This is a genomic window from Sphingomonas xinjiangensis (assembly GCF_014199255.1).
Lineage (GTDB): Bacteria > Pseudomonadota > Alphaproteobacteria > Sphingomonadales > Sphingomonadaceae > Sphingomonas > Sphingomonas xinjiangensis.
Genome location: NZ_JACIJF010000001.1, coordinates 296060 through 319043 on the forward strand (window position 1 = coordinate 296060; position 22984 = coordinate 319043).

21 protein-coding genes and 1 tRNA gene are annotated in these 22984 nt (G+C 63.4%); 15 read left to right on the forward strand and 7 right to left on the reverse strand.

The genetic code is table 11. The features are described from left to right. Window positions 1-42: 42 nt before the first annotated feature. Window positions 43-516 (forward strand): EF-hand domain-containing protein, encoded by a 474-nt coding sequence (locus FHT02_RS01555; RefSeq protein ID WP_184083531.1) that lies wholly within the window; start codon window positions 43-45, stop codon window positions 514-516. On the opposite strand, the gene trmFO is transcribed toward FHT02_RS01555, so the two are convergent. Further along, on the reverse strand, window positions 513-1826 hold the full coding sequence (gene trmFO / locus FHT02_RS01560; protein ID WP_184083533.1) for a methylenetetrahydrofolate--tRNA-(uracil(54)-C(5))-methyltransferase (FADH(2)-oxidizing) TrmFO: 1314 nt from the start codon (window positions 1824-1826) through the stop codon (window positions 513-515). The two genes, FHT02_RS01555 and trmFO, sit on opposite strands and share 4 nt — an antisense overlap. Before the next feature lie 47 nt (window positions 1827-1873). Here trmFO and FHT02_RS01565 point away from each other — a divergent pair, with 47 nt between their 5' ends. Further along, window positions 1874-2305, forward strand: coding sequence for a DUF488 domain-containing protein (locus FHT02_RS01565; protein ID WP_184083535.1), 432 nt, complete (start codon window positions 1874-1876; stop codon window positions 2303-2305). 207 nt (window positions 2306-2512) lie between these two features. Here the strand turns inward: FHT02_RS01565 and FHT02_RS01570 are convergent, their stop codons facing one another. After that, window positions 2513-3217, reverse strand: a complete 705-nt coding sequence (locus FHT02_RS01570) for a Crp/Fnr family transcriptional regulator (protein ID WP_343056811.1) — start codon at window positions 3215-3217, stop codon at window positions 2513-2515. 148 nt (window positions 3218-3365) lie between these two features. Between FHT02_RS01570 and FHT02_RS01575 the strand changes: the two genes are divergently transcribed. After that, entirely contained in the window at window positions 3366-4334 is a 969-nt protein-coding gene (locus tag FHT02_RS01575) for a ferritin-like domain-containing protein (RefSeq protein WP_184083539.1), read from the forward strand. 11 nt (window positions 4335-4345) lie between these two features. Further along, window positions 4346-5356: a ferritin-like domain-containing protein gene (locus FHT02_RS01580; RefSeq protein WP_184083541.1), complete on the forward strand. Its 1011-nt coding sequence runs from the start codon at window positions 4346-4348 to the stop codon at window positions 5354-5356. A gap of 102 nt (window positions 5357-5458) precedes the next feature. Here FHT02_RS01580 and FHT02_RS01585 read toward each other — a convergent pair whose 3' ends face one another. Both FHT02_RS01585 and cysS read right to left on the reverse strand, forming a co-directional pair. Beyond that, window positions 5459-6826, reverse strand: coding sequence for a class II 3-deoxy-7-phosphoheptulonate synthase (locus tag FHT02_RS01585; protein ID WP_184084218.1), 1368 nt, complete (start codon window positions 6824-6826; stop codon window positions 5459-5461). A 279-nt stretch (window positions 6827-7105) separates the two neighbouring features. Beyond that, on the reverse strand, window positions 7106-8587 hold the full coding sequence (cysS, locus tag FHT02_RS01590) for a cysteine--tRNA ligase (RefSeq protein ID WP_246352127.1): 1482 nt from the start codon (window positions 8585-8587) through the stop codon (window positions 7106-7108). A 133-nt stretch (window positions 8588-8720) separates the two neighbouring features. On the opposite strand from cysS, the gene FHT02_RS01595 reads away from it, so the two are divergent. The 4 genes from FHT02_RS01595 to FHT02_RS01610 are packed head-to-tail and all read left to right on the forward strand — an operon-like array spanning window position 8721 to window position 11470. Then, window positions 8721-8885, forward strand: a complete 165-nt coding sequence (locus FHT02_RS01595; protein ID WP_184083543.1) for a hypothetical protein — start codon at window positions 8721-8723, stop codon at window positions 8883-8885. A gap of 10 nt (window positions 8886-8895) precedes the next feature. Further along, on the forward strand, window positions 8896-9444 hold the full coding sequence (locus FHT02_RS01600; RefSeq protein WP_184083545.1) for an SRPBCC family protein: 549 nt from the start codon (window positions 8896-8898) through the stop codon (window positions 9442-9444). Between the two features lie 33 nt (window positions 9445-9477). Then, the gene (locus tag FHT02_RS01605; RefSeq protein ID WP_184083547.1) at window positions 9478-10659 is read left to right on the forward strand and encodes a zinc-dependent alcohol dehydrogenase; all 1182 of its coding nucleotides are present in this window, start codon (window positions 9478-9480) and stop codon (window positions 10657-10659) included. A 13-nt stretch (window positions 10660-10672) separates the two neighbouring features. Continuing rightward, the gene (locus FHT02_RS01610) at window positions 10673-11470 is read left to right on the forward strand and encodes an SDR family NAD(P)-dependent oxidoreductase (RefSeq protein ID WP_184083549.1); all 798 of its coding nucleotides are present in this window, start codon (window positions 10673-10675) and stop codon (window positions 11468-11470) included. Between the two features lie 154 nt (window positions 11471-11624). Here the strand turns inward: FHT02_RS01610 and FHT02_RS01615 are convergent, their stop codons facing one another. Continuing rightward, entirely contained in the window at window positions 11625-11900 is a 276-nt protein-coding gene (locus tag FHT02_RS01615; RefSeq protein WP_184083551.1) for a hypothetical protein, read from the reverse strand. Between the two features lie 248 nt (window positions 11901-12148). On the opposite strand from FHT02_RS01615, the gene FHT02_RS01620 reads away from it, so the two are divergent. Next, window positions 12149-12538 carry a glycine zipper 2TM domain-containing protein gene (locus FHT02_RS01620; protein WP_184083553.1) on the forward strand — a complete coding sequence of 130 codons (390 nt, stop codon included), beginning with the start codon at window positions 12149-12151 and terminating at the stop codon, window positions 12536-12538. Window positions 12539-12614: 76 nt separating this feature from the next. On the opposite strand, the gene FHT02_RS01625 is transcribed toward FHT02_RS01620, so the two are convergent. After that, window positions 12615-12688, reverse strand: a tRNA-Cys gene (locus FHT02_RS01625). Window positions 12689-12854: 166 nt separating this feature from the next. On the opposite strand from FHT02_RS01625, the gene FHT02_RS01630 reads away from it, so the two are divergent. The 5 genes from FHT02_RS01630 to FHT02_RS01650 all read left to right on the forward strand — a co-directional run bounded on the left by FHT02_RS01630 (window position 12855) and on the right by FHT02_RS01650 (window position 20578). Beyond that, window positions 12855-13538, forward strand: a complete 684-nt coding sequence (locus FHT02_RS01630; protein WP_184083555.1) for a protein-L-isoaspartate O-methyltransferase family protein — start codon at window positions 12855-12857, stop codon at window positions 13536-13538. 18 nt (window positions 13539-13556) lie between these two features. Further along, on the forward strand, window positions 13557-15146 hold the full coding sequence (locus tag FHT02_RS01635; RefSeq protein WP_184083557.1) for a TolC family outer membrane protein: 1590 nt from the start codon (window positions 13557-13559) through the stop codon (window positions 15144-15146). Window positions 15147-15180: 34 nt separating this feature from the next. Next, window positions 15181-15633 (forward strand): DUF2497 domain-containing protein, encoded by a 453-nt coding sequence (locus FHT02_RS01640; RefSeq protein WP_184083559.1) that lies wholly within the window; start codon window positions 15181-15183, stop codon window positions 15631-15633. A 60-nt stretch (window positions 15634-15693) separates the two neighbouring features. Then, window positions 15694-17733, forward strand: a complete 2040-nt coding sequence (locus FHT02_RS01645; RefSeq protein WP_184083561.1) for an alpha/beta hydrolase family protein — start codon at window positions 15694-15696, stop codon at window positions 17731-17733. Between the two features lie 169 nt (window positions 17734-17902). Further along, window positions 17903-20578, forward strand: coding sequence for a valine--tRNA ligase (locus FHT02_RS01650; RefSeq protein WP_184083563.1), 2676 nt, complete (start codon window positions 17903-17905; stop codon window positions 20576-20578). On the opposite strand, the gene FHT02_RS01655 is transcribed toward FHT02_RS01650, so the two are convergent. Beyond that, entirely contained in the window at window positions 20575-21459 is an 885-nt protein-coding gene (locus FHT02_RS01655) for a diacylglycerol/lipid kinase family protein (RefSeq protein WP_184083565.1), read from the reverse strand. The two genes, FHT02_RS01650 and FHT02_RS01655, sit on opposite strands and share 4 nt — an antisense overlap. A 74-nt stretch (window positions 21460-21533) precedes the next feature. Here FHT02_RS01655 and FHT02_RS01660 point away from each other — a divergent pair, with 74 nt between their 5' ends. After that, complete coding sequence (locus FHT02_RS01660) at window positions 21534-22970, forward strand: MATE family efflux transporter (protein ID WP_184083567.1); 1437 nt, start codon at window positions 21534-21536, stop codon at window positions 22968-22970. Window positions 22971-22984 lie beyond the last annotated feature (14 nt).

The following is a 22984-nucleotide window of genomic DNA, read 5'->3' on the forward strand; positions in this document are numbered from 1 at the left end:
TAAGCCGCTAGCCTGAGGTAGGCCAAAGGGGGAGGCACGATGATGTGGCGCTATCTCTTGAGTGGGGTTGCAGTGCTTCTGGTTGGCGCGGCGGCGTTATTCTTCTTTCGTGCGCCTGCATCGTCGAAACCGATACTGCCCGCAGCGCCGAAGGCCTCCAATCTCGGCGACGATCCCGCCAGCGAAAACCGTCTCCCCGACGAAGCGCCCAGCGCGACGCTGCGCACGCGCGAAGAAAAGCGGTTCGACCGTTATGACAAGGATCACAACGAAACGATCACCCGCGACGAGTACCTGCTGTCGCGGCGCAAGGCGTTCGCGAAGCTGGACGGCAACGGCGACGGCCGCCTCAGCTTTGACGAGTGGGTGGTGAAGACCAGCACTAAATTCGCCACGGCGGATGGCGACAGATCGGGTACGCTCACGCGAACCGAATTCGTAACCACTGCTCCCAAGCGCAAGGCGAAGAAGCCGGCCTGCGCCTGCAAGCCGGCTGCGGGCGCGTCAGACGACTAAGCCGGCAACCAGTCACTAAACGCGGCGCGTGCGCGTCCGGTATACATCAGCTTGCGATCGGCTTTCTTGGTGCGCCCCTCGATCGGCGGAAACAGTCCGAAATTCACGTTCATCGGCTGATAGGTCTCGACCTCCGCGTCGCCGGTAATGTGCGCCAGCAGCGCGCCGAGAGCAGTCTCGCGCGGCGGCAAGGGAAGGGTAGTCCCCCGCAGTTCTGCCACCGCGAACCGACCGGCAAGCATTCCGATTGCAGAACTCTCGACATAGCCTTCACAGCCTGTGATCTGACCGGCGAAGCGAATATTGGGTCGCGACTTCAGCCGCAGCGTGCTGTCGAGCAGCTCAGGCGACTTGATGAAGGTGTTGCGGTGCAGCCCGCCGAGCCTGGCGAACTCGGCCTGCTCCAGGCCGGGGATAGTACGGAACAGCTCGACTTGCGCGGCGTATTTCAGCTTGGTCTGAAAGCCGACCATGTTCCACAGCGTCCCGCTGGCATTGTCCTGCCGCAACTGCACGACCGCATAGGGCCAGCGTCCGGTGCTCGGCTGGTCGAGCCCCACGCCCTTCATTGGGCCGAAACGCAACGTATCCACGCCGCGCTCCGCCATCACTTCGATCGGCATACAGCCTTCGAAATAAGGCACGTCCTCCCATTCGCGGAACTCGGTCTTCTCACCGTCAAGCAGCGCCTGGTGAAAGACGACATACTGCTCCTTGGTCATGGGGCAGTTGATATAGTCCTTGCCCAATCCCTTGTTCCAGCGAGACTGGAACCAGGCGGTCTCCAAGTCGATCGAGTCGCGATGGACGATCGGGGCGATCGCGTCGAAAAAGGCCAAGCTGTCTTTGCCCGTCGCAGTGCCGATGCTCTCGGCCAATCCTGGCGCCGTCAGCGGACCGGTCGCCACGATTGTCGGACCTTTGTCTGGAAGACTATCGACGCGCTCCCGGACGACCATGATGTTGGGATGGGCCTCAAGGGCGGCGGTGACGCTGTCAGCGAAACCGTCTCGATCCACCGCAAGCGCTGATCCTGCCGGAACCTTGTGGCGGTCCGCCTCGGTGAAGATGAGGGAGCCGAGATCACGCATTTCTTGATGCAGAAGCCCCACGGCGTTGCGCTCAGCGTCGTCCGAGCGGAAGCTGTTGGAACATACGAGCTCGGCGAGCCGGTCGCTTTGGTGCGCTGGGGTCATGGTACCCGAGCCCCGCATTTCAGAAAGGCGGACCTTGTACCCGGCTTGGGCAAGCTGCCATGCGGCTTCGGAGCCGGCCAGGCCGCCGCCGATGATATGAATGTCGTGAGTCACGGCCCGGCAGATAGCGGGGCTAACGCGTTGATGCGAGAGGAAGCATGATGAAGATCTTCACCATCGGCTATGAGGCCACGACCATGGCCGACTTCATCGCCGCGCTGAAGAGCGCCGGCGTGGAGCGAGTGATCGATGTCCGGGCGCTGCCGCTATCGCGGCGACCTGGCTTTTCGAAGAATGTGCTTGCCGCCAGCCTGAAGGACGCGGGGATTGATTATGCCCATCTGAGGCATCTCGGGACCCCCAAGGAAGGACGGGACGCAGCCAAGCGTGGCGACGTCGCCACGCTGACGCGTGTCTATGAGGCGCAGCTGGGTTTGCCCGAAGCACAGGCAGAGGCAGCTAGGATGCGCGTGCTGGCCGAGGACAAGCCGAGTGCACTGCTGTGCTACGAGCGTGAGCCGGGCCATTGCCATCGAACGTTGCTGCTGGCGGAGGAAGGCGAAGGCGCCGAGGTCGTCGATCTATATCCCTGAAAAAGGGCGGGGCAGCGTGAGCCGCCCCGCAGTTCAGGGAGGGTGTCGGCAGAGTTTTGGGGAAATGCCACCGACCGAGCGGCTTTGGACCCGCCACGTTGCAGGCGTGTGTCAACGGTGTAACATTATCTCAGACGTGCCAGATCTGGTGTGACGTCAGCGGCCGTCGAAAAAATCGGCACGGTCAGGGAAACAGGCTCACCTATTTCAAGGCTTGCCGAAAGCGCCGATGATTTGGCGGTACGCCCGCTCCGCACCACCATAGGTGAGGCCAGCTTCCGCGACCAGAGCGGGGCGATCGAGCACGGTGATTCTGTTGCGGGTGCAACGAAGGGTGCGCTGGCCTTCCAGCACATGCAGGCAGTCGGTAACGCTTGCACGCCGCACAGCCAAAGCTTCGGCAAGCCGCGCATGCGTGATTTCATAACTGTCGCCAACGCCACGGTCGTGCAGCATCAGGAGGCGTCGCGCGAGCCGCGCGGAGACGCCGTGATGTGCGGCCGCCCCGATCGCATCCACCATCTGCGCTACCACGACTTCGATGAAGCGCAGTACCACTGCGCGGATCGCGGGTAAATGGCGGCAGAGCCGGATCAATTCGGACGCGGGAAGGGCGAGGACGCTGCCGCTGCATTCGATCACGCTGGAGAGACCCAGAGGAAGGCTGCCGAGCAGAATCGACCAGCCTGTCATGCCCTCGAACCCCACGAGACCTACTTCGGCACCGTGCTGGTTGATTACGCTGATGATTGCGGTTTCGGGGAAAAAGATCAGAGGGGTGCCCTCGGTCCCCAGCCGATGGCCACAAACAAAGGTTTGTCTCTCGCAAGCGGCAAGCAGTGTGTCACGACTGTCAAAAGGCAGAGCACGTATCAGTGCGTTGGCGGATGCGTGCGCATCAGACCGCGACACTGCCGCCAAGCCCCCCATCCGGTCTCCCCCTGGCGCACCAACCGCCAGTTTTTGTCCAGTCCGCGTACGGTAGCGTACCCAAGCCTAAGTGGCTGGAACGCCGCCGCTTCCCCTCGGTTCCGCCTGAAGACGCGCAGGGAGAATTGCGATGGATACCGACCCCGATATGATGGCGTTGCGCCGTAGCCCCGAAGCCGAAGGGGTGCCAGGAAGGCGGAATTTCTTCCGTGCACTGGGGCTGGCCACCGCCCTTGGCGGCGGCTTGTCGCTGATCGGTGGCAATCAGCTCGCCGAAGCGCAGACGGCAGCGCCGACCGACGCCGACGTACTCAACTTTGCATTGAACCTCGAATATCTCGAGTCTAACTTCTACAGCATCGCAGTGCTGGGCGAGCAATTGCCGGCAGAATTGCGGACAGGGACCGGCACGCCGGGAGCGGTGTCCGGTGGCAGGCAGGTGACCTTCACAGATGCGGTCCTCGGGCAGATGGCACGGGAAATCACGCTCAATGAGCGAACCCATGTGGCCTTTCTGCGCAATCAGCTTGGGACTGCCGCGATCGCGCAGCCCGCGATCGATCTTAGCGTGAGCCCCACCAGCGCCTTTTCGCTTGCGGCCCGTTCGGCCGGGCTGATCGGTGAGGGCGAGTCATTCGACCCATATCTGAACGAAGAAAACTTCCTGCTCGCCGCGTTCCTGTTCGAGGATGTCGGAGTTACCGCATACAAGGGCGCCGCGCCGCTTTTGACAAACAAGACGTTCATCGATGCGTCGGCCGGCATTTTGGCGGTAGAGGCATATCACTCTGCGATACTCCGCGCCTCTATCCACATGAAAGGAATGGCGACGCCGGCTGTGTTTGATCGCAGTGAAGCGATCTCGAACGCCCGTGACACGCTCGACGGCGCGCCTGACCTTGATCAAGGCGTTCGTCCGAGCGGATCCGGTGACACGCTGACGAGCAACATCGCGCCGCTGGATGCCAACGGATTGGCGTTCAGCCGAACGACCGGCCAGGTGCTCAACATCGCCTATTTGACCCGTACATCCACCGACCGCGGCGGTTTCTTCCCCAACGGGGTGAACGGCAACATCCGCGTAAGCGCCGCGAGCTGAGGGAGGCTGTCATGAAAAACAACGAAATCACGGAAATGCTCGCCGCGTGCGACGAGCGCCGCGCGCAGCGGCGTCAGTTCATCAAGATGGCGGGCGGTGTAAGCGCAGCGGTCGCCGGTGCGTCGCTGCTGGCAGGTTGCGACGATGATGACGATGATGACGGCGATGTCATCACGCCGACTCCCAGTCCCACCCCCACCCCGACACCCACATCGCCCCCGCAGGTGGTGTCGGACCAGAACATTCTGAACTTCGCGTTGAACTTGGAATATCTGGAGGCGCAGTTTTACGCCTTTGCTGTGAACGGCGCCTATCTGCCTGATACGCTGCTGACAGGAACGGGCACCGGCGGGGCTGCCACAGGCGCCAAGCAGGTGACGTTTACTGATCCGATGATCCGCGCCTTTGCGCGCGAGATCGCGGCCGACGAGCAGGCACATGTCGCCTTTTTGCGTAGCCAGCTGGGATCTGCGGCCGTGGCGCAGCCTGCACTGGACCTGCGTCCGGAAGGCGCCTTCACCGCTGCCGCGCGCGCAGCCGGGCTGGTCGGCGCGACGGCCACGTTCGACCCGTACGCCAACGAGAACAACTTCCTGCTTGCCGCTTTCCTGTTCGAAGATGTCGGCGTCACGGCGTACAAGGGCTCCGCGGCATTGCTCGAGAGCAAGCTGTATCTCGAAGCGGCTGCGGGCATCATGGCAGCCGAAGGGTATCATGCCGCCATGGTTCGGACCGCGTTGTTCCGCCGAGGCGTGCAAACGCCGACGCTGATCGACGCAACCGAGTCGATCTCCAACGCCCGCGATAGCCTGGATGGGAACACCGACCTTGACCAGGGCGTGCGCCCGGCGGTCAATGGCGTGGCCAATATCGTCCCCACCGACGCAAATGCCCTCGCCTTTGGACGAAGCGCGGGTCAGGTCCTCAACATCGTCTATTTGACGCCGACGGCCACCAACAAGGGCGGCTTCTTCCCCAGCGGCGTGAATGGCGGACTGAACCTGAGCGCCGCAAACGGATGACGCTGGCGCCTGCCGCTCGGTTGAGCGGCGGGTCGCCTATGATCGACTACACGCCTTCGGCCCCGCGCGACTTACCATCGGCGCGCGGGGCTGATTTCACTTCTACGCCGCTGTTTTGCGCCGCTCGGCCATTTCGTCGTTCAGCATCTCCGCCAGCAGAAAGGCGAGTTCCAGGCTCTGCCCCGCGTTCAGGCGTGGATCGCAATGGGTGTGATAGCGGTCGGCAAGTCCCTGCTCGGTGATCTCAAGCGCGCCGCCGGTGCATTCGGTGACGTTCTGCCCGGTCATTTCAGCATGAATGCCGCCGGCAAAGGTACCCTCTGCACGATGCACGGCAAAAAAGCCGCGCACTTCGGCAAGAATCCGGTCGAACGGCCGGGTCTTATAACCATTCGCCGCCTTCACGACATTGCCGTGCATCGGATCGCAGCTCCACACCACCGAATGCCCCTCGCGCTTTACCGGGCGTACCAGCTTGGGCAGCCCGTCCTCGATCTTGTCATGACCATAGCGGGTGATCAGCGTCATTCGCCCGGGCACCCGCGCGGGGTTGAGCACGTCGAGCAGTCGCAGCAGCGCATCGGGCTCCAGGCTCGGGCCGCACTTCATTCCGATTGGATTCCCGATCCCGCGCAGGAACTCCACGTGCGCGGAACCCTCGAAGCGGGTGCGGTCGCCGATCCACAAGAAATGTGCGCTGGTGTCGTACCAGTCGCCGGTCAGGCTGTCCTGCCGCGTCAGCGCTTGCTCGTAGGGGAGCAGCAGCGCCTCGTGACTGGTATAGAATTGCGTCGCCTTGAGCTGCGGCACGCTGTCAGCGTCGATGCCGCACGCCGCCATAAAGTCCAACGCCTCGCCGATGCGATCCGCGACGTGCTTGTAGCGCTCGGTCCAGGGGCTCTGCCCCAGGAAGTCATGCGTCCACTTATGCACCTGGTGAAGGTTGGCATAACCGCCTTGGGCAAAGGCACGCAGCAAGTTGAGCGTGGCGGCGGACTGGGCATAGCCCTGGACCATCCGCTGCGGATCGGGATTGCGCGCCTGTGGTGTGAAAGCGATGTCGTTGACATTGTCGCCGCGATAGGAGGGCAGGGTGACGCCATCGATTGTCTCGGTATCGGTTGACCGCGGCTTGGCGAACTGGCCTGCCATGCGGCCGAGCTTCACCGTCGGCAGCTTCGACGCGAAGGTGAGAACCACTGCCATCTGCAGCAGCACGCGGAAGGTGTCGCGGATATTGTTGGGGTGGAACTCCGCGAAGCTCTCCGCGCAATCGCCACCCTGCAGCAGGAACGCCTCGCCTCGCGCGACCTTGGCCAAGTCCTGGGTAAGCTGGCGCGCCTCCCCAGCAAAGACCAGCGGCGGCGCGGTCTCGAGCTGGCGGGTGGCGGCGTCCAACGCGACGGGATCAGGGTAAACCGGGAGTTGGCGTGCTTCCGCCTTCCGCCAGCTGTCGGGTGTCCAGCCCATCGCGTCCTCCACATTGCGAATGGGGACGTACCAATCCTGGTGATGGGCGATGCCGTTAGCGGCAATCTGGTTGACCACAGCGGCAGAGGCCCGCTTCCCGTCTTCCTCCCACCCTTGTACCGTTGAACCGGGCGTGTCGAACCATGCCCCGAAGGCAGCGCGAGAGAGGGAGCGTTCTTCGCGAAAGCGGCGGATTTTGTTACCAGCGAGTGTCGTCATGGCGCCACTTACCCATTGCGGGTAAGCAGATGCAACCCTAATTTCCCGCAGAGGGTAAATCTAAAGTGCAGGCCGCCAGTCCCACCCCAGCGGATCACCGTCCATCACGTCCACGCCTCGCTCTATAAGAGCATCACGTAGGGCATCGGACCGCGCAAAATCCTTTTCCGCCCGCGCTTGCTTCCGTTCGGCTAGCTTGGTCTGAATCTCCTCGGCCGTGATTGTCGCGGCTGCCGGCCGCACGCGCAGTGCCTCACGCGAGAGCGTGCCAAGTTCTAAACCAAGAACCTCGTCCATTCGCAATGCGGCGGCGAGTTGCGCCGCCGGATCTATGCGCTTCAACGCAAGCAGCGTGTCCAGCGCAACCAGTGCCCGCGCGGTGTTAAGGTCATCCGACATCGCCGCGTCGAACTCCGCAAGCATTGAAGCGATCTGCGGCGGCACCGTGGCGGGCGGGGGCTCAACCGCCTTGGCGCGCACCGCGGTTACGGTAAGCGCCAGCCGCTTGAGCCGCGTCAGCGCAGCGGCCAGGTTTTCCCCGCTGAACTCCAGTTCGCTGCGATAATGTGCCTGAAGGCACATGAGGCGGTAGGCGAGGGGGTGTACGCCGGCGTCGATCAGCGACTGGAGCGTAGTGAACCCGCCCTTGGACTTGGACATCTTCCCCTGGCGGTCGACCAGGAAGTTGTTGTGCATCCAAAAACGCGATCCGCTATCGCCACAGCCGCAATAAGCTTGGTTTTGCGCGATCTCATTGGGATGGTGAATCTCACGGTGATCGATGCCGCCAGTATGGATGTCGAACGGCGCGCCAAGATATTTCAGGCTCATCACCGAGCATTCCAGATGCCAGCCAGGCGCGCCCATGCCCCAGGGCGATTCCCATTCCATCAGGCGCTGCTCGCCCGCAGGCGACTTACGCCAGATCGCGAAATCCTGGGGATGGCGCTTGCCAGCCACGGGATCGATGCGTCCCTCACGGACGTCGTCCTGCGCACCTGCCAAGCGGCCATAATCAGGCACGGTGCTGGTGTCGAAATACAGCCCGCTGTCGAGCTCGTAGCAATGTTCGGGCGCGATCTTCTCCGCAAAGGCGATCATCTCGGCAATGTGGTCTGTCGCGACGGACCAGCGCGAGGGCTCGCGGATGTTCAGATCTTTCAGATTCTGTTTGAACGCCGCGGTATAATGCGCGGCGATATCCCAGATGCTCTTTGCCTGGGCGCGTGCAGCTGCTTCCATCTTGTCGTCGCCGGCATCGGCGTCAGAGGTCAGGTGGCCAACATCGGTGATGTTGATCACATGAGTGAGCGCATAGCCCTTCCAGCGCAGCGTCCGAGCAAGCGTGTCGGTGAACACATATGCGCGGAGATTACCCAGGTGGGCGTAGTTGTAGACGGTCGGCCCGCATGAATAGACACGCACGCCCTTTTCAGGATCGAGCGGAGCAAAAGGCTCCAGGCTGCGAGTGAGCGAGTTATAGAGGGTCAGTGCGGCGCCTTGCATGGTGGCGCCTTTAGCCGCTGCCGTGCCCCGCGTCATCCCATCCTCCTTGGCGTGCGATGGAACGCCCGACTTTGCCGAGGGTTAATCGGCCAAGCGCCTGGCGAAGGCGCGCAAGTGAAATGCAGCAACAAACCAATCGGGAAGCCCGCGCTTTCCGAGGAGGCGAAGCATGTCTGAACACAAGGATATCTCCGAAGGTGGAGTCGGTGATCGTGGCTCGGCGCTGGACGGCGCCGACGATGATCCTGCGCTGCAGGGTAACGAGCGCCAGGCGGTGAAGAACCAGGGCAAGGCGACGCCCGACGATTATCCCGAACGCCACGAGCAGAATTGAGGAGCCAACGATGAGCGAAGTGCGTGGCGCACCCTCCTACGTGTCCAAGGACAAGGACCTCCAGAAGAGCGAGGCTCAGAACGGCGAAAGCACCGTCTGGGGCCATACGGTCTCGATCATGCGGCCGCGCGAAGAACTGTACGCCTATTGGCGCGACTTCGCGAACCTGGCGACGTTCATGCAGAACATCGTCTCGATCGAGGTGCTTGATCAGACGCGTTCGCATTGGACCGTCCGCGGCCCCAATGGCGAGTATCAATGGACCGCGCTGGTCACCGAAGACAGGCCCGGCGAGGTGATCGCCTGGAAAGCTGAGGATGGCGACGTAAAGAATAGCGGCCGCATCGAATTCCGTGACGGCCCGCCCGGACATGGCACCTATGTCCGCGCGATCCTTGCCTATCAGCCGCCAATGGGCGCGATCGGCAAGCTGATCGCTACGCTGACGCAGAAGGAGCCGCAGATCCAATCCAATCGCGACCTGCGGCGCTTCAAGCAGCTGATGGAAACGGGTGAGATCGCGACGACAACCCAGCCGAACCGCGAACCGTATTCCTGATCGATCCCATTTCCTCAGCGGAGTTTATATCCGATGCGCGCACTCACCTGGCACGGCAAACACGACGTGCGGATGGAAACCGTTCCCGATCCCGAAATCCTCAATCCGCGCGATGCGATCATCAAGATCACCTCGACCGCGATCTGCGGTTCGGACCTGCACCTCTACGACGCCTATATCCCAACGCTGCAAAAGGGCGACATCCTCGGCCATGAGTTTATGGGCGAAGTTGTCGATGTCGGCCCCAAGTCGACGCTGAAAAAGGGGCAGCGCGTGGTGGTGCCGTTCACCATCTCGTGCGGCAGCTGCTTTCATTGCTCGAAGCAGCAATTCTCGGCCTGCGACAACGGCAATCCCGCCGACAATCAGGATCTTGGCCAGCAGCTCTACGGCGAGCCGATGTCCGCCCTGTTCGGCTATACCCATCTGACCGGCGGCTATCCGGGTGGGCAGGCGGAACTGGTCCGCGTACCCTTCTCCGATGTCGGCCCGATCGTGATTCCTGACGGCATGCCCGATGATGACGTCCTGTTCCTGTCGGACATCCTGCCGACCGGCTGGATGGCGGCGGAGAACGCGCAGATCGAGCATGGCGATACCGTCGCGGTCTGGGGCTGCGGCCCGGTCGGCCTGTTTGCGGTGCAATCGGCGTTCAAGATGGGCGCTCACCGCGTCATCGCGATCGACCATTTCCCGCACCGGCTCGAACTCGCCGCCAAGTTCGGCGCGGAAACGATCAATTTTGAGGAAACCGACACCTATCACGCGCTGATGGAGATGACGGGCTCAATAGGCCCGGATGCCGTAATCGACTCGGTCGGCTTGGAAGCACATGGCCTCTTTGGCGACAACATCGTCGACCAGATCAAAGCGTCGACCTTCCTGGGCACCGATCGTCCGCATGCATTGCGCCAGGCGATCCTCGCCTGCCGCAAGGGTGGCCGCGTGTCGGTCCCCGGTGTCTATGGAGGGTTCCTCGACAAGTTCCCGTTCGGCGCCTTCATGGAAAAGGGCCTGACCATGAAGACTGGCCAGACTCATGTGCAGAAATATCTGCCCAAGCTGCTCGAAATGATCGGCAACAAGGAACTGGATACCACCTTCCTGATCTCGCACCGGCTGCCGCTCGAGCAGGCGCCCGAGGGCTACAAGATGTTCAAGAGCGAACAGAATACCTGCACCAAGGTGGTGCTCAAGCCTGGCATGGAAGCCTGAGGAGTAAAACCAGATGGCAAACAAACTAGCAGTGATCACCGGTGCCTCGACGGGCATCGGCAAGGAGATCGCGAAGATCGCCGCCGGTGAGGGTTATGACCTCATCATTGTTGCTGATGAGCCGCAGATCGACGCGGCCGCAGGCGAGTTGAGCAGCTTCGGCGTCGACGTCCAGGCGATTGAGGCTGATCTGTCGACTTTCGAGGGCAACGACCAACTGCTCGCGGCCTGCGGGGGCCGGCCGATCGACGTGCTCGTCGCCAATGCGGGCCGCGGGTTGGGACAGGGCTTTCTCGAGCAGGACCCGGCGGAGTGGCGCCGGGTGATCGACACCAACGTCACCGGCACCACCTATCTGCTCCAGAAGGTGCTACAGCAGATGGTCCCGCGCAACGAAGGCAATGTGCTGATCACCGGATCAATTGCCGGGCTGATCCCGGGCGCATGGCAGGCGGTATATAACGGCACCAAGGCCTATCTGGACAGCTTGTCCTACGCGATCCGTGAGGAGATCAAGGATACCGACGTCAACGTTACCGTGCTGATGCCCGGGCCCACGGAGACCCAATTCTTCCGTCGCGCCGACATGGAGCGCAACACGCCGGTGGGGCAGTCCGAAAAGGCCGATGCGGCAAAGGTCGCGCAGGATGGCTGGGGCGCGATGACGTCGCATAAGCCGCACGTCGTCTCGGGCTTCATGAACAAGGTGCAGGCGGCGATGAGCCACATCACCCCCGACACGCTGAATGCCAAGATGCACACCGGCATGGCCAAGCCCGACGATGTCGAGGAAAGTCGCGGCGGACTCTGACGCACTGTCACTCTCTCGTAGGGGAGGAGCCGTTTACGGATTTGGGCTTCCTCGCGTCATCAAGCTCAGGCGGACGTAAAGGTCCTGCGTTGAGAATCAATCACCCCGGCAAAGCCGGGGTGATTCGCCGTTTGAAAGACCACTCAGGCGAGGGTCAGACGGTCTCTTCCTGACCGATGGCGGCACGCACCATTGCGTTCCAGATCTCGGCCGGGTCTGATCCTGCGGCGCGGCCTGCCTCGACCATTTCCGGCGTGGGCTCGCGAAGCGTGCGCAGCACCGCCATGGCGCGGTTCACTTCCTGCGGCCATGCGGCGTCCACTTCACCACCGGCACTGGCGTCCTGTCCGTCGCCGTTGATGCTGATTGCTTCCGCGGCGATCACGCGGGCGATCCGCTCAACGGGTGAAGTGACGGAAATGTCGGTCATCGAAACGCTGCTCCTGCTTTGAATAGAGCCACGAAACGCGCCGCTTCGCGGCCCCGTTCCTTGTGGCTCAGGGCGTCAGGGTTCAAGTCGCTGTCATCGCACATCGTTGGGACGTGAGCAAAGGGCAGGCGAGCGAGCAGGGACCTGAACGACAGCTAACAGGTCCATTCAGGCTCGCTGCACAACGAATCGGGCAAAAGGTCATTCGTTGAAAGGCGGCATCGAAGCCGCTGGACAGGAGGACTGCCATGAAGAAGACCCTGCTTTCCGCCGTGCTTGCCGCAACCGTGACCATGGGCGGCATGGCTGCCACTCCGGCCGCCGCACAGCGCTATGACGGTTATGGTTATCAGGATCGCGGCTACCGCGACGGGTATCGCGGCTATCGTGGTGACCGCGGGCATCGTGAAGACCGTGGCTATCGCAACTATCGGGGATATCGCGGCGACCGCGGCTATCGGCGGTGCAGCAGCGGGACCACCGGGACGATCCTGGGCGCAGTCGCTGGCGGGCTGCTGGGCGGCGAGATTGGCCGGGGCAACTCTTATCGAGGCCGCAGCACCACCGGCACGATCATCGGTGCCGGCGCAGGCGCGCTGCTCGGCCGTGAGGTCGACGGGGGCAATTGCCGCCGCTGATCGCGTCCGAATCGGTGCTGAAAGGGCGTCCGCGAAAGCGGGCGCCTTTTTCGTTTCTAGGCGTTTTGGAAGGAGTTGGAGGCCCGAGCCGGAATCGAACCGGCATATACGGATTTGCAGTCCGCTGCGTCACCATTCCGCCATCGGGCCATCCACAGGTGAGGCGGCGGCAATGCGCAGGGCAGTGGCTCCATGTCAACATAGTTTCAGAATCGCATGACGTTCGCTTGGCGATCTACGATGGCCACGATAGAAGCGAGACGATTTCAACAAGTGTGTTGCACAGCTAAAACAGCTGTGCCAGATTGCCGGAGTGATGATGACTTTTTCGGTCGATTCCGCCCCCGTCGAGACGAACCGTTTCGAGGCGATGCGCCATGCCATGGTGGCAAGTCAGCTGCGTCCTAACGCGGTCAACGATCCCCGTGTGGTGGACGCAATGGCGAAGGTCGCCCGGGAAGAATATCTGCCTGCGGAGCATCGTGGCCTGGCCTATCGCGACACGCTGTTGCCGCTGCCAGGTGGCCGGCGCCACAACTCTCCCCTCGCTACAGGCCGCCTGCTTACTCAGGCGCGGATCGGATCGACGGATCGTGTGCTGCTGATCGGCGCGGCGGGCGGATATGCCGCAGCCATTCTGGCGCTGCTCGCTAAGTCGGTGGTGGCGGTGGAGGAAGAGCCGGCGCTCGCGGCACTCGCTCGACAGGCGCTTGCCGGTGAGCCGAAGGTCGAAATTGTCGAAGGTTCGCTGAACGCCGGCTGGGCAGCCGGCGCGCCCTATGACCTGATGATCGTCGATGGCGCAGTGGAGGAACTGCCCGAAGCGCTGGTGGCACAGGTCGGCCTGGAAGGACGCGTTCTTTCGGGCGTGGTCGAAAATGGCGTGACGCGGCTGGCCGCCGGCTCCCGCACAGAGGGCGGCTTCGCTCTTCTCGACTTCATGGACATCGAATGCGCGGAGTTGCCGGGTTTCCGGCGCCACCGAAAATTTACTTTCTGATCAAGGAAAGAGGGGGAGATGCGCTTGAAAATCCTGCTGCTGGGCGTGAGCCTGACGGCGCTTGTGGAGCCTGCCTTGGCGCAGGCCACCACCACGCGCCAAGGTACCGCGGCCGACGTGACGGTCCAGACCGCACCGCAGGCGGCAACCCAGACCCCGGCGACCACGGCGGCACCGACCACGACCCTGCGGGACGCGCTGGTTCAGGCGTACAACACCAATCCGGACCTTCAGGGCGAGCGCGCCAATCAGCGCGCCAATGACGAAAACGTGCCGATCGCCCGCTCCCAGGGGCGCGTCGGCGTCAGCAGCAACGGGTCGCTCAACACCAGCGTCTACGACTCTGACAACAATGCCTTCGCACCGACACGGCAAGGCCGGCTTGGTCTGAACGTGTCGCAGCCGGTATATAGCGGCGGATCAGTCCGCAATTCGGTCCGCGCTGCCGAAACGCGCGTCAATGCAGGCAGGGCCAATCTGCGCGGAGTGGAGGCCGATACCTTCACGTCCGTCGTTACTGCTTATGTCGACGTGATCCGAAACGAGGCGATCGTCCGCCTGAACCAGCAAAATGTCCGCGTGCTGCAGGTGAACCTTCAGGCAACCCGCGACCGCTTCGAAGTCGGCGACCTCACCCGCACCGACGTTGCCCAGTCCGAGGCGCGGCTGGCGCTGGCGCAGAGCCAGCTTCGCAGTGCCGAAGCGCAGCTGATCGGCAGCCGCGAAACCTATATCCGCGTGGTCGGCACCCCGCCCGGCGTGCTCGCGCCGCCCCCGCCATTGCCTAACCTTCCCGACGACGCACAGCTCGCCGAACAGACCGCGCTGGCGAACAATCCGTTCCTGGAAGCCGCGCAGCTGCAGCGCGACGCCACCCGCTTCGATGTCCGCGTCTCCCGCGCCGGCCGCTTACCGCAGCTGAGCCTCGGCGTCGGCGGGAATTATTACAACAATTTGGGCTCCGTCCCCGGAATCGCGGCGCAGGAAGTATCCGGCAGCGGCTTCTCGACTTCGCTGGGCGCGCAGGTGACGTTGCCGCTCTTCCAGGGCGGTCGCCCCGCGGCGCAAGTGCGGCAGGCCCAGGCACGCGAAGCCTCGGCCATCGAGTCGGTGACGCTCGCCGAACGCGGCGTGATCGCGCAGGCGCGCTCGGCCTATGCCTCTTATCAAGGCGCGTTGCAGGTCATCGAATCGTCGCGCGTTGCCGTGGAGGCCAATCGGCTCAGCCTTGAAGGCGTGCGGGCGGAGAACAGCGTCGGCACCCGCACCATCCTCGACATCCTCAACGCCGAACAGGAGTTGCTGAACTCGCAGGTGCAGTATGTCACTGCCGAGCGCGACGCCTATATCGCCGGCTTCTCGCTGCTCGCCGCAATGGGTCGCGCCGAAGCCTCGGACCTCAACCTGGGCGATGGCCCGCTCTATGATCCCGAAGTTAATTATAACCGCGTGAAAGGCCGCTGGAACGATTGGGCAGACGATCGCGCGCCGCAGGCGGTGGGCACTTCAACGGCCGGAACGCCGGTGCAGGGCGCGACGGTCGCCCCGGGCCGATTGGATCCGGTTCTGCAGCGACCAGTTGACACGAACCGGACAAACCCGGATTGAGCGAAGTGGTTAACCACGCGACAGGGTGCGGGCGATGGGGGATTTGAGTACCGAGCCGTCGATGGAAGAGATCCTCTCCTCCATCAAACGCATCATAGCTGAGGAGGGCGAGGCTGCGGTGACGACGCGCAGCCGGCGCGGTCGGTCGGCTGCGCGCCGCGAGCCACTCATCCCGGAGGGCGGGGATGAGGATGAGATTCTCGAACTCAGCCAGCCGGTGACCGAGGCGAAGCCTCATGCATCTGTGCCCGAGAGCACGGCCGCAGAGGCGATCCTCTCCGAGCGCGCCGCTGAAGCGACTCGCGGCCCGCTCGAGGCTTTGTCGCGGATCGTGGTCAAGCCTGAGATCCCCGGGTCGGACACGCTTGAGGGCATGGTGCGCGATATGCTGAAGCCTATGCTCCGCGACTGGTTGGACGAAAATCTTCCGCACATCGTCGAAACGATGGTTGCACGCGAAATCTCGCGGATCACTGGCCGCAACTAAGGACTGCGCGTCGGGCAGGGAAGGATTGCGGCGCCGCTGCGTTCCTGCTCTATCTCGCGCATGAAGCACATCCTGCTCGCGGGCGCTTCGCTCGCTTCCGCTGCCGCGCCGGCCTGGGCGCGGGACCTCACCACGGAAGATGTCGCAACGCTCTCGCGCGTCGGCGCGCCTGCCGTATCACCCGATGGCCGCTGGCTCGTCTGGCAGCAGCGCGAAACCGATCTCGCCGCCAATCGCGGGCGGCTGGATCTCTGGCGGCTCGACCTTCGCCGGAAGGGCGCTGTGCCCGAGCGGCTGATCGCCGAGGCCGAGGTGAATGAGACGGCGCCGCAATTCTCGCGCGATGGCGGTACCGTGTACTTCCAGTCGGATAAGGGCGGCGAGGATGCCGTCTGGAGCGTTCCCATAGCCGGCGGCGCTCCCACCCAGCTGACTCACATCCCTGGCGGCTTCAGCGGCTTCAAGGCGTCACCCGACGGTACCAAGTTGCTGGTCTGGGCCGACCGCAAGCCGGGCGCGCCCAGCCTCGAGCCTGCGATGGTCAAAAAGGACGCGCACGCCGGCTCGGGACGGAAGTATGACCAGCTGTTCGTACGCCACTGGAACACATGGTCAAACGGCGAGCGCTCGCAGCTATTTGTCCTTCCGCTCTCCCCGGCCGGTGCGACCGGCAGCGGCGCCCCCATCGTCGGCCAGCTGATCGGCGACACGCCGTCCAAACCGTTCGGTGGCGGCGAGGAACTCGCCTGGAGCGCCGATGGCAAGACCGTTTACTTCGCGTTGCGCGAAGCAGGCCGGATCGAAGCGACCTCCACCAATCTCGACATCTTCGCCGCGCCCGCCGATGGCTCTGCCGCGCCGGTCAACCTCACCGCCGACAATGACGGTACCGACACGCTGCCCACCGTCTCGCCCGACGGCAAGTGGCTCGCTTATGTCTCAATGGCGCGCCCCGGCTACGAAGCCGATCGCCAGGTCCTCAAGCTGCGCAATCTCGCCACTGGCGAAGTCCGCGCGCTAACGGAAGGCTGGGATCGTTCGGTCGCCTCGATCGCCTGGGCGCCCGACGGCAAGCGCCTCTACGTCACTGCGCAGGACACGCAGGAAGAGCCGCTCTTCACAGTCGATGTGAAGAGCGGCAAGGTCGCGCGGCTGACGCAGCAGGGTGTCGTCGGCGCCGTGCTGCCGACTCCCACCGGCGCGGTGTTCGCGATGAACAGCCTGACCGCGCCTGACGACTTCTACGCCCTCACCGGCAGGAAGGTCACGCGCCTCACCTCAGTTAATGCCGCCAAGCTCGCGGGCATCGATATGCCCAAGGTCGACCGGTTCAGCTTCGCCGGCGCCAATGGCGACACCGTGTGGGGGTATTCGGTGCGTCCGGCGAGCCTCGCCGCCGGCACCAAGGCCCCGGTCGCCTTCATCGTCCATGGCGGGCCTCAAGGATCGAGCAACAACAGCTGGTCCTATCGCTGGAACCCGGCTGTGTTCGCCGGCGCCGGTTACGCTGTGGTCTCGGTCGATTTCCACGGCTCCACTGGCTATGGCCAGGCTTTCACCGACGCGATCCGCAACAATTGGGGTGGCTGGCCGCTCGAGGACCTGCAAAAGGGCCTCGCCGCGGCGACGGCAAAGTTCTCGTACCTGGACGGCGGCAACGCCTGCGCGCTCGGCGCCTCCTATGGCGGTTATATGATGAACTGGATCGAAGGGCAGTGGCCCGATCGCTTCAAGTGCATCGTTCAGCATGACGGCGTGTTCGACGCCCGCGCCATGGCCTACGAGACCGAAGAGCTTTGGTTCGACGAGTGGGAGCATGGCGGCAAGACCTATTATGAGGACCCGCACGCGTTCGAGAAGTGGAACCCGGTCCACCACGTGGCCAAGTGGAAGACGCCCCAGCTGGTGATCACCAGCGAGAAGGACTTCCGCATCCCCTATACGCAGGGTCTCGCCGCGTTCACCGCGCTGCAACGCCAGGGCGTCGACAGCCGCCTGCTGGTGTTCCCCGACGAGAACCATTGGGTACTCAAGCCCAAGAACTCCCTGCAATGGTATGGCGAAGTGCTTGGCTGGTTGGGGAAGTACACGGCCAAGTGACGGCATTCCCCTCCCTAAAAGGGAGCGGCTAGGGGTGGGTTTAGCGAGGCTCGGTGCCTCGCTGCCCGCTTGAACGCTTCGTGGTTCTTGGGCGGCCAGCCCCTCCTTGCCAGCAGCGATGGGCGTACGGCTTGTGCACGCGCTGCACACCCCGCTAAAGCCCACTCCTATGACCGAGCTTCCCAAAACCTTCGACCCCGCCGAAATCGAGTCCCGCTGGTACGGCCATTGGGAAGACAAGGGCCTGTTCGCTCCCGAGCGCCCGGGTGCCGATCCGTGGACACTGGTCAACCCGCCGCCCAACGTCACCGGCAGCCTCCATATCGGCCATGCGCTTGACAACACTCTTCAGGACATTCTCGTCCGGCACGCCCGCCTGAAAGGCAAGGACGCGCGCTGGGTGGTCGGCACCGATCATGCCGGCATCGCCACCCAGATGGTCGTTGAGCGCCAGCTCAACGCCAAGCAGCAGAAGCGCACCGATTTCACCCGCGAGGAATTCATCGCGAAGGTTTGGGAGTGGAAGGAAGAAAGCGGCGGGGAGATCACCCAGCAGCTCCGCCGCCTCGGCTGCTCGATGGACTGGACCAATGAGCGCTTCACCATGGACGAGGGCTTCTCGAAAGCCGTACTCAAGGTGTTCGTCGAGCTCCACAAGCAGGGGCTGATCTACCGCGACAAGCGGCTGGTGAACTGGGACGCCAAACTCGGCACCGCGATCAGCGACCTCGAAGTCGAGACCAAGGACGTCAAGGGCAGCTTCTGGCGCCTGCGCTATCCGCTGGAGGACGCAAGCGGCTTCATTGAAGTGGCTACCACGCGGCCCGAGACGATGCTCGCCGACATGGCCGTCGCGGTGAACGCCGGCGACGAACGCTACACCGCACTGGTGGGCAAGAAGGTCCGCCTGCCGATCACCGGCCGTCTCGTCCCCATCATCACCGACGATCATGCCGATCCCGAACTTGGCTCGGGCGCGGTCAAGATCACCCCCGGACACGACTTCAACGACTTCGAGGTTGGCCGCCGTGCTGGCATCGAGGCGCGCGACATGCTCAACATGCTGGACGCCAAGGCCCGCATCATTCAGACCGCCGACGGCCTGATCCCCGACGACCTGCTCGGCCTCGACCGGTTCGAGGCGCGCAAAGTGATTGTTCAGCGGCTGAAGGACGACGGGGTCCTGATCCCGCACCTCGACAAGGAAGGCGCCGAGCATGACGCCGAGCCGCGCACCATCGCCACCCCGTTCGGCGACCGCTCGGGCGACGTGATCGAGCCCTGGCTGACCGACCAATGGTATGTCGACGCCGCCACCCTCGCCAAGCCGGCGATCGAGGCGGTCCGCTCGGGCGCGACCAAGATCGTGCCGAAAAGCTGGGAAAAGACCTATTTCAATTGGATGGAGAACATCCAGCCCTGGTGCGTTTCGCGCCAGCTTTGGTGGGGGCACCAGATCCCGGCTTGGTTCGCCGAGGACGGCAGCATCTATGTCGCCGAAACCGAGGCCGAGGCACAGGCTGCGGCGGGTGAAGACGTCGCCCTGACGCGCGATCCGGACGTTCTCGACACTTGGTTCTCCTCGGCACTGTGGCCCTTCGCCACGATGGGCTGGCCCGACGCCGATGTGAAGGCCGCGGGCCGTTATCCTAACGACGTACTGATCTCAGGCTTCGACATCCTGTTCTTCTGGAACGCGCGCATGATGATGCAGGGTTTGCACTTCATGGATGAAGTGCCGTTCAAGACCTTGTATCTGCACGGTCTTGTCCGCGCATCCGACGGGCAGAAGATGTCCAAGTCCAAGGGCAATGTCGTTAATCCGCTCGGGTTGATCGACAAATACGGCGCCGATGCGCTGCGCTTCTTCATGGCGGCAATGGAGAGCCAGGGTCGCGATATCAAAATGGATGAGAAGCGGATCGAGGGCTATCGCAACTTCGCGACCAAGCTTTGGAATGCCGCGCGCTTCTGCCAGTCCAACGGCATCGGCGCGAGCACCACGCTTGAGCCACCATCTGCGGAACTCGCGGTAAATCGCTGGATCATCGCGGAAACTGTTGCGGCAGTGCAATCGCTCGACCTTGCGCTTGTCGATCTGCGCTTCGATGAAGCCGCGAACACGGTGTATCAGTTCACTTGGAGCCGGTTCTGCGACTGGTATCTCGAACTGATCAAGCCGGTGCTGCAGGGCGAGGGTGTCGCCGGTGCAGATGAGACCCGCGCCGTTGCCGGCTGGGTGCTCGATCAGATCCTCGTCATGCTCCACCCGTTTATGCCCTTCATCACCGAAGAGCTGTGGTCCAAGATGGGGCCGCGCAGCCATGAACTGATCGTCGCGAGCTGGCCGATGGCAGACGCCCGCGCGCTCGATCCAGAGGCGGCTGCGGAAGTCGACTGGCTGATCCGCCTGGTGAGCGAAGTTCGCGCCGCGCGCACCGAGCTCAACGTGCCCCCTGGCGCACGGCTGCCGATCCATGTCCGTGACGCCAGCGGCGAAACCGCCGATCGGCTTCAGCGGCAGGACGCTGCACTTGCCCGTCTCGCCCGCGTCGATCAGGCGAGCGGCGAAGTACCTGCGGGCGGCGCACTCCAGATCATCGTCGACGAGGCGACCTTCGTCATACCGCTCGGCGACGTGGTCGATCTCGACGCCGAGAAGGCCCGCCTCGCTAAGGCGATCACCGCCGCGGAGAAGGAGCGCGACGCTCTAGCGGGGCGGCTCGGCAACCCTAGCTTCGTCGAGCGTGCAAAGCCCGAAGCGGTGGACAAGGCCCGCGCGGACCATGCCGAAAAGGCAGCGGAAGCCGAACGGCTTTCAGCTGCGCTCGCTCGCTTGGGCTAAGGCCGGGGCGCCATGACTTCGATCACCCCGGGAGCGATCCTGGCGGTGGTCGGGGTATGGGCAAGCACTTCGCCATCGATCGAGATGGGCAGGGGCGGCTCGGTGGCGATCTCCAGCGAAGTGCCGCTGAATTCCACCACATCCTCGTGTCGCGTCTTCAGGCGCAGCGCAGAGGCCGCCCAATTGTGAACCAGTCGTCGCTTCAGCGGCCCTTTAACTGCCTGTACTACAATTTGGCCGCTATCCAGCTGCGCGCTTTCCACCAGCTCGGTTCCTCCATGGAACGGCCCGTTGGAGATGCGCACTTCCACCACCTTCAGCCGCTGAGCATCGGCTCCCGATCCAACGATCAGCGTAAAAGGCTTGAACCGGACAAACTGAAGCGTTGCCCAGCTTAGATAGCCCGCGCGGCCGAACCAGCGCTTGAGCAGGTGGGGCACCGTCTCGGCGATCTTCGGCGAAAGCCCGATGGCTGCGGCATTGGCGAAATAGTCGTCGCCGATCATCCCCAAATCGATGCGTCGTGGCGCGCCGTTGACGATCACATCGACGGCGCCGTTTACGTCGAGCGGGATGCCCAGTGAGCGCGAGAAGCTGTTGGCAGTGCCCAGTGGCAGCACGCCCAGCTTCACGCCTTTGCCGACGATCAGGTCCACCATGCAACTGATCGTCCCGTCGCCGCCGCCCAGGATCAGGACCTCCGGATCTGATCGCAACGCTTCCGTAACAACTTGGTCCAGTTTCCTCGGATCATCGACCGCGTAGGCGTCGACCAGATAGTCGAGTTCGTCAAACCGGGCACAAGCGCGATCGAACCATCGCTGCCCGCTACGCGATCTGGTGTTCACCACCATCACCGCCTTGGCCGAACTTTTCGTCATCTGTCCTCCCACGGGGAACGTATCGGGAGTGCAACGCTTGTCAGCGGCGGGATGATCCAGAAGCGGAACTACGTATGGCACAACCGGCACGGCGCGATCTGACGGAGGGGCCGATCGGCCGCACGCTGCTGCTCTTTGCCTTGCCGACCCTGGGCTCCAATGTGCTTCAGTCGCTCAACGGATCGATCAACACCATCTGGGTGGGTCGCTTTCTGGGCGAGAGTGCATTGGCCGCGACCTCCAACGCCAACATCATCATGTTCCTGTTGTTCGGCGCGGTCTTCGGTTTCGGTATGGCTGCCACGGTGTTGATCGGCCAAGCGATGGGGCGCCACGATGTCGACGCTGCCCGTCAGGCATTCGGTGCAGCGGTCGGCCTGGTGCTCGGTGGCGCGGTTGTGGTTGCGGTGCTCGGCTATCTTCTCTCACCGGCGATCCTCCGTCTGCTAGCAACGCCGGGCGACGCAATGCCGCTAGCGCAAAGCTATTTGCAGGTGATCTTCCTAGGACTGCCCGCTGCGATGCTGCTGGTGCTCCTGATGATGGGCCTGCGCGGTGCCGGTGATGCGATGACGCCTTTGTGGTTCATGGTGCTGAGCGTGGTGCTCGACGCGGGGCTTAACCCCATCCTGATCCTTGGGCTTGGACCCGCGCTGCGGATGGGTATCGCCGGATCCGCCGCCGCGACGCTGATCGCAAATCATGTAGCGGTGCTCGGCCTGGTGGCGATGATTTACCTTCGAAACCTCCCCATTCGGCTGCGCGGCAGCGAAGTCCGTTATCTACTTCCCAGCGCATCGCTGATGCGGGTAATCGTCGGCAAGGGCCTGCCCATGGGTGCGCAGATGCTCGTTATGTCATTGGCTGGGCTCACCATGGTCGGCTTGGTCAATCGGCTGGGGGTGGAGACCGTCGCAGCCTACGCCGTGTCGCAGCAGCTGTGGACCTATATCCAAATGCCAGCGATGGCGATCGGCGCAGCCGTCAGTGCCATGGCGGCGCAGAATATAGGCGCCGGCGCGTGGGACCGGGTAGGTGGAATCACCCGCGCCGGATTGATCTACAACTGCCTGATCACTGGCGCGATGGTCGCGGCGGTGCTGCTGTTCGATCGGCCGGTGATGACGCTGTTCGTCGGGGAGGGCAGCCCCGCGCTGCCGATCGCGCGCCACATTCAGCTTATCGCCAGCTGGAACTTCGTGCTGTTCGGAATGACCATGGTTCTGTTCTCGACGGTGCGTGCCAATGGGGCGGTTTGGATGCCGCTGCTCGCGCTCATCGTCGCCATGTACCCGGTGCGCATCGGTTTTGCGATTGGCGCTCAGCCGACGCTTGGAAGCGATGCATTATGGTGGAGCTTCCCGATCGGCTCGCTGGCAGCGCTTGTTCTGGCAGCGAGCTATTATCGCTCCGGCAAGTGGCGAAAAGGCGCGATCCTTCGCCAGCGCGAGGGACATGAGCATGCACTCGCCTCGACGGAGCCGGCCGGGCGCTTGCAACCTACTGGCTGAGGGAGCATCAACCG

Bases quoted from the DNA above. Each gene is read 5' to 3' on its own strand.
- FHT02_RS01555 (WP_184083531.1), top strand. From the start codon at position 43: ATGTGGCGCTATCTCTTGAGTGGGGTTGCAGTGCTTCTGGTTGGCGCG.
- FHT02_RS01565 (WP_184083535.1), top strand. From the start codon at position 1,874: ATGAAGATCTTCACCATCGGCTATGAGGCCACGACCATGGCCGACTTC.
- FHT02_RS01575 (WP_184083539.1), top strand. From the start codon at position 3,366: ATGGATACCGACCCCGATATGATGGCGTTGCGCCGTAGCCCCGAAGCC.
- FHT02_RS01580 (WP_184083541.1), top strand. From the start codon at position 4,346: ATGAAAAACAACGAAATCACGGAAATGCTCGCCGCGTGCGACGAGCGC.
- FHT02_RS01585 (WP_184084218.1), bottom strand. From the start codon at position 6,826: ATGGGCTGGACACCCGACAGCTGGCGGAAGGCGGAAGCACGCCAACTC.
- cysS (WP_246352127.1), bottom strand. From the start codon at position 8,587: ATGACGCGGGGCACGGCAGCGGCTAAAGGCGCCACCATGCAAGGCGCC.
- FHT02_RS01595 (WP_184083543.1), top strand. From the start codon at position 8,721: ATGTCTGAACACAAGGATATCTCCGAAGGTGGAGTCGGTGATCGTGGC.
- FHT02_RS01600 (WP_184083545.1), top strand. From the start codon at position 8,896: ATGAGCGAAGTGCGTGGCGCACCCTCCTACGTGTCCAAGGACAAGGAC.
- FHT02_RS01605 (WP_184083547.1), top strand. From the start codon at position 9,478: ATGCGCGCACTCACCTGGCACGGCAAACACGACGTGCGGATGGAAACC.
- FHT02_RS01610 (WP_184083549.1), top strand. From the start codon at position 10,673: ATGGCAAACAAACTAGCAGTGATCACCGGTGCCTCGACGGGCATCGGC.
- FHT02_RS01615 (WP_184083551.1), bottom strand. From the start codon at position 11,900: ATGACCGACATTTCCGTCACTTCACCCGTTGAGCGGATCGCCCGCGTG.
- FHT02_RS01620 (WP_184083553.1), top strand. From the start codon at position 12,149: ATGAAGAAGACCCTGCTTTCCGCCGTGCTTGCCGCAACCGTGACCATG.
- FHT02_RS01630 (WP_184083555.1), top strand. From the start codon at position 12,855: ATGATGACTTTTTCGGTCGATTCCGCCCCCGTCGAGACGAACCGTTTC.
- FHT02_RS01635 (WP_184083557.1), top strand. From the start codon at position 13,557: ATGCGCTTGAAAATCCTGCTGCTGGGCGTGAGCCTGACGGCGCTTGTG.
- FHT02_RS01640 (WP_184083559.1), top strand. From the start codon at position 15,181: ATGGGGGATTTGAGTACCGAGCCGTCGATGGAAGAGATCCTCTCCTCC.
- FHT02_RS01645 (WP_184083561.1), top strand. From the start codon at position 15,694: ATGAAGCACATCCTGCTCGCGGGCGCTTCGCTCGCTTCCGCTGCCGCG.
- FHT02_RS01650 (WP_184083563.1), top strand. From the start codon at position 17,903: ATGACCGAGCTTCCCAAAACCTTCGACCCCGCCGAAATCGAGTCCCGC.
- FHT02_RS01655 (WP_184083565.1), bottom strand. From the start codon at position 21,459: ATGACGAAAAGTTCGGCCAAGGCGGTGATGGTGGTGAACACCAGATCG.
- FHT02_RS01660 (WP_184083567.1), top strand. From the start codon at position 21,534: ATGGCACAACCGGCACGGCGCGATCTGACGGAGGGGCCGATCGGCCGC.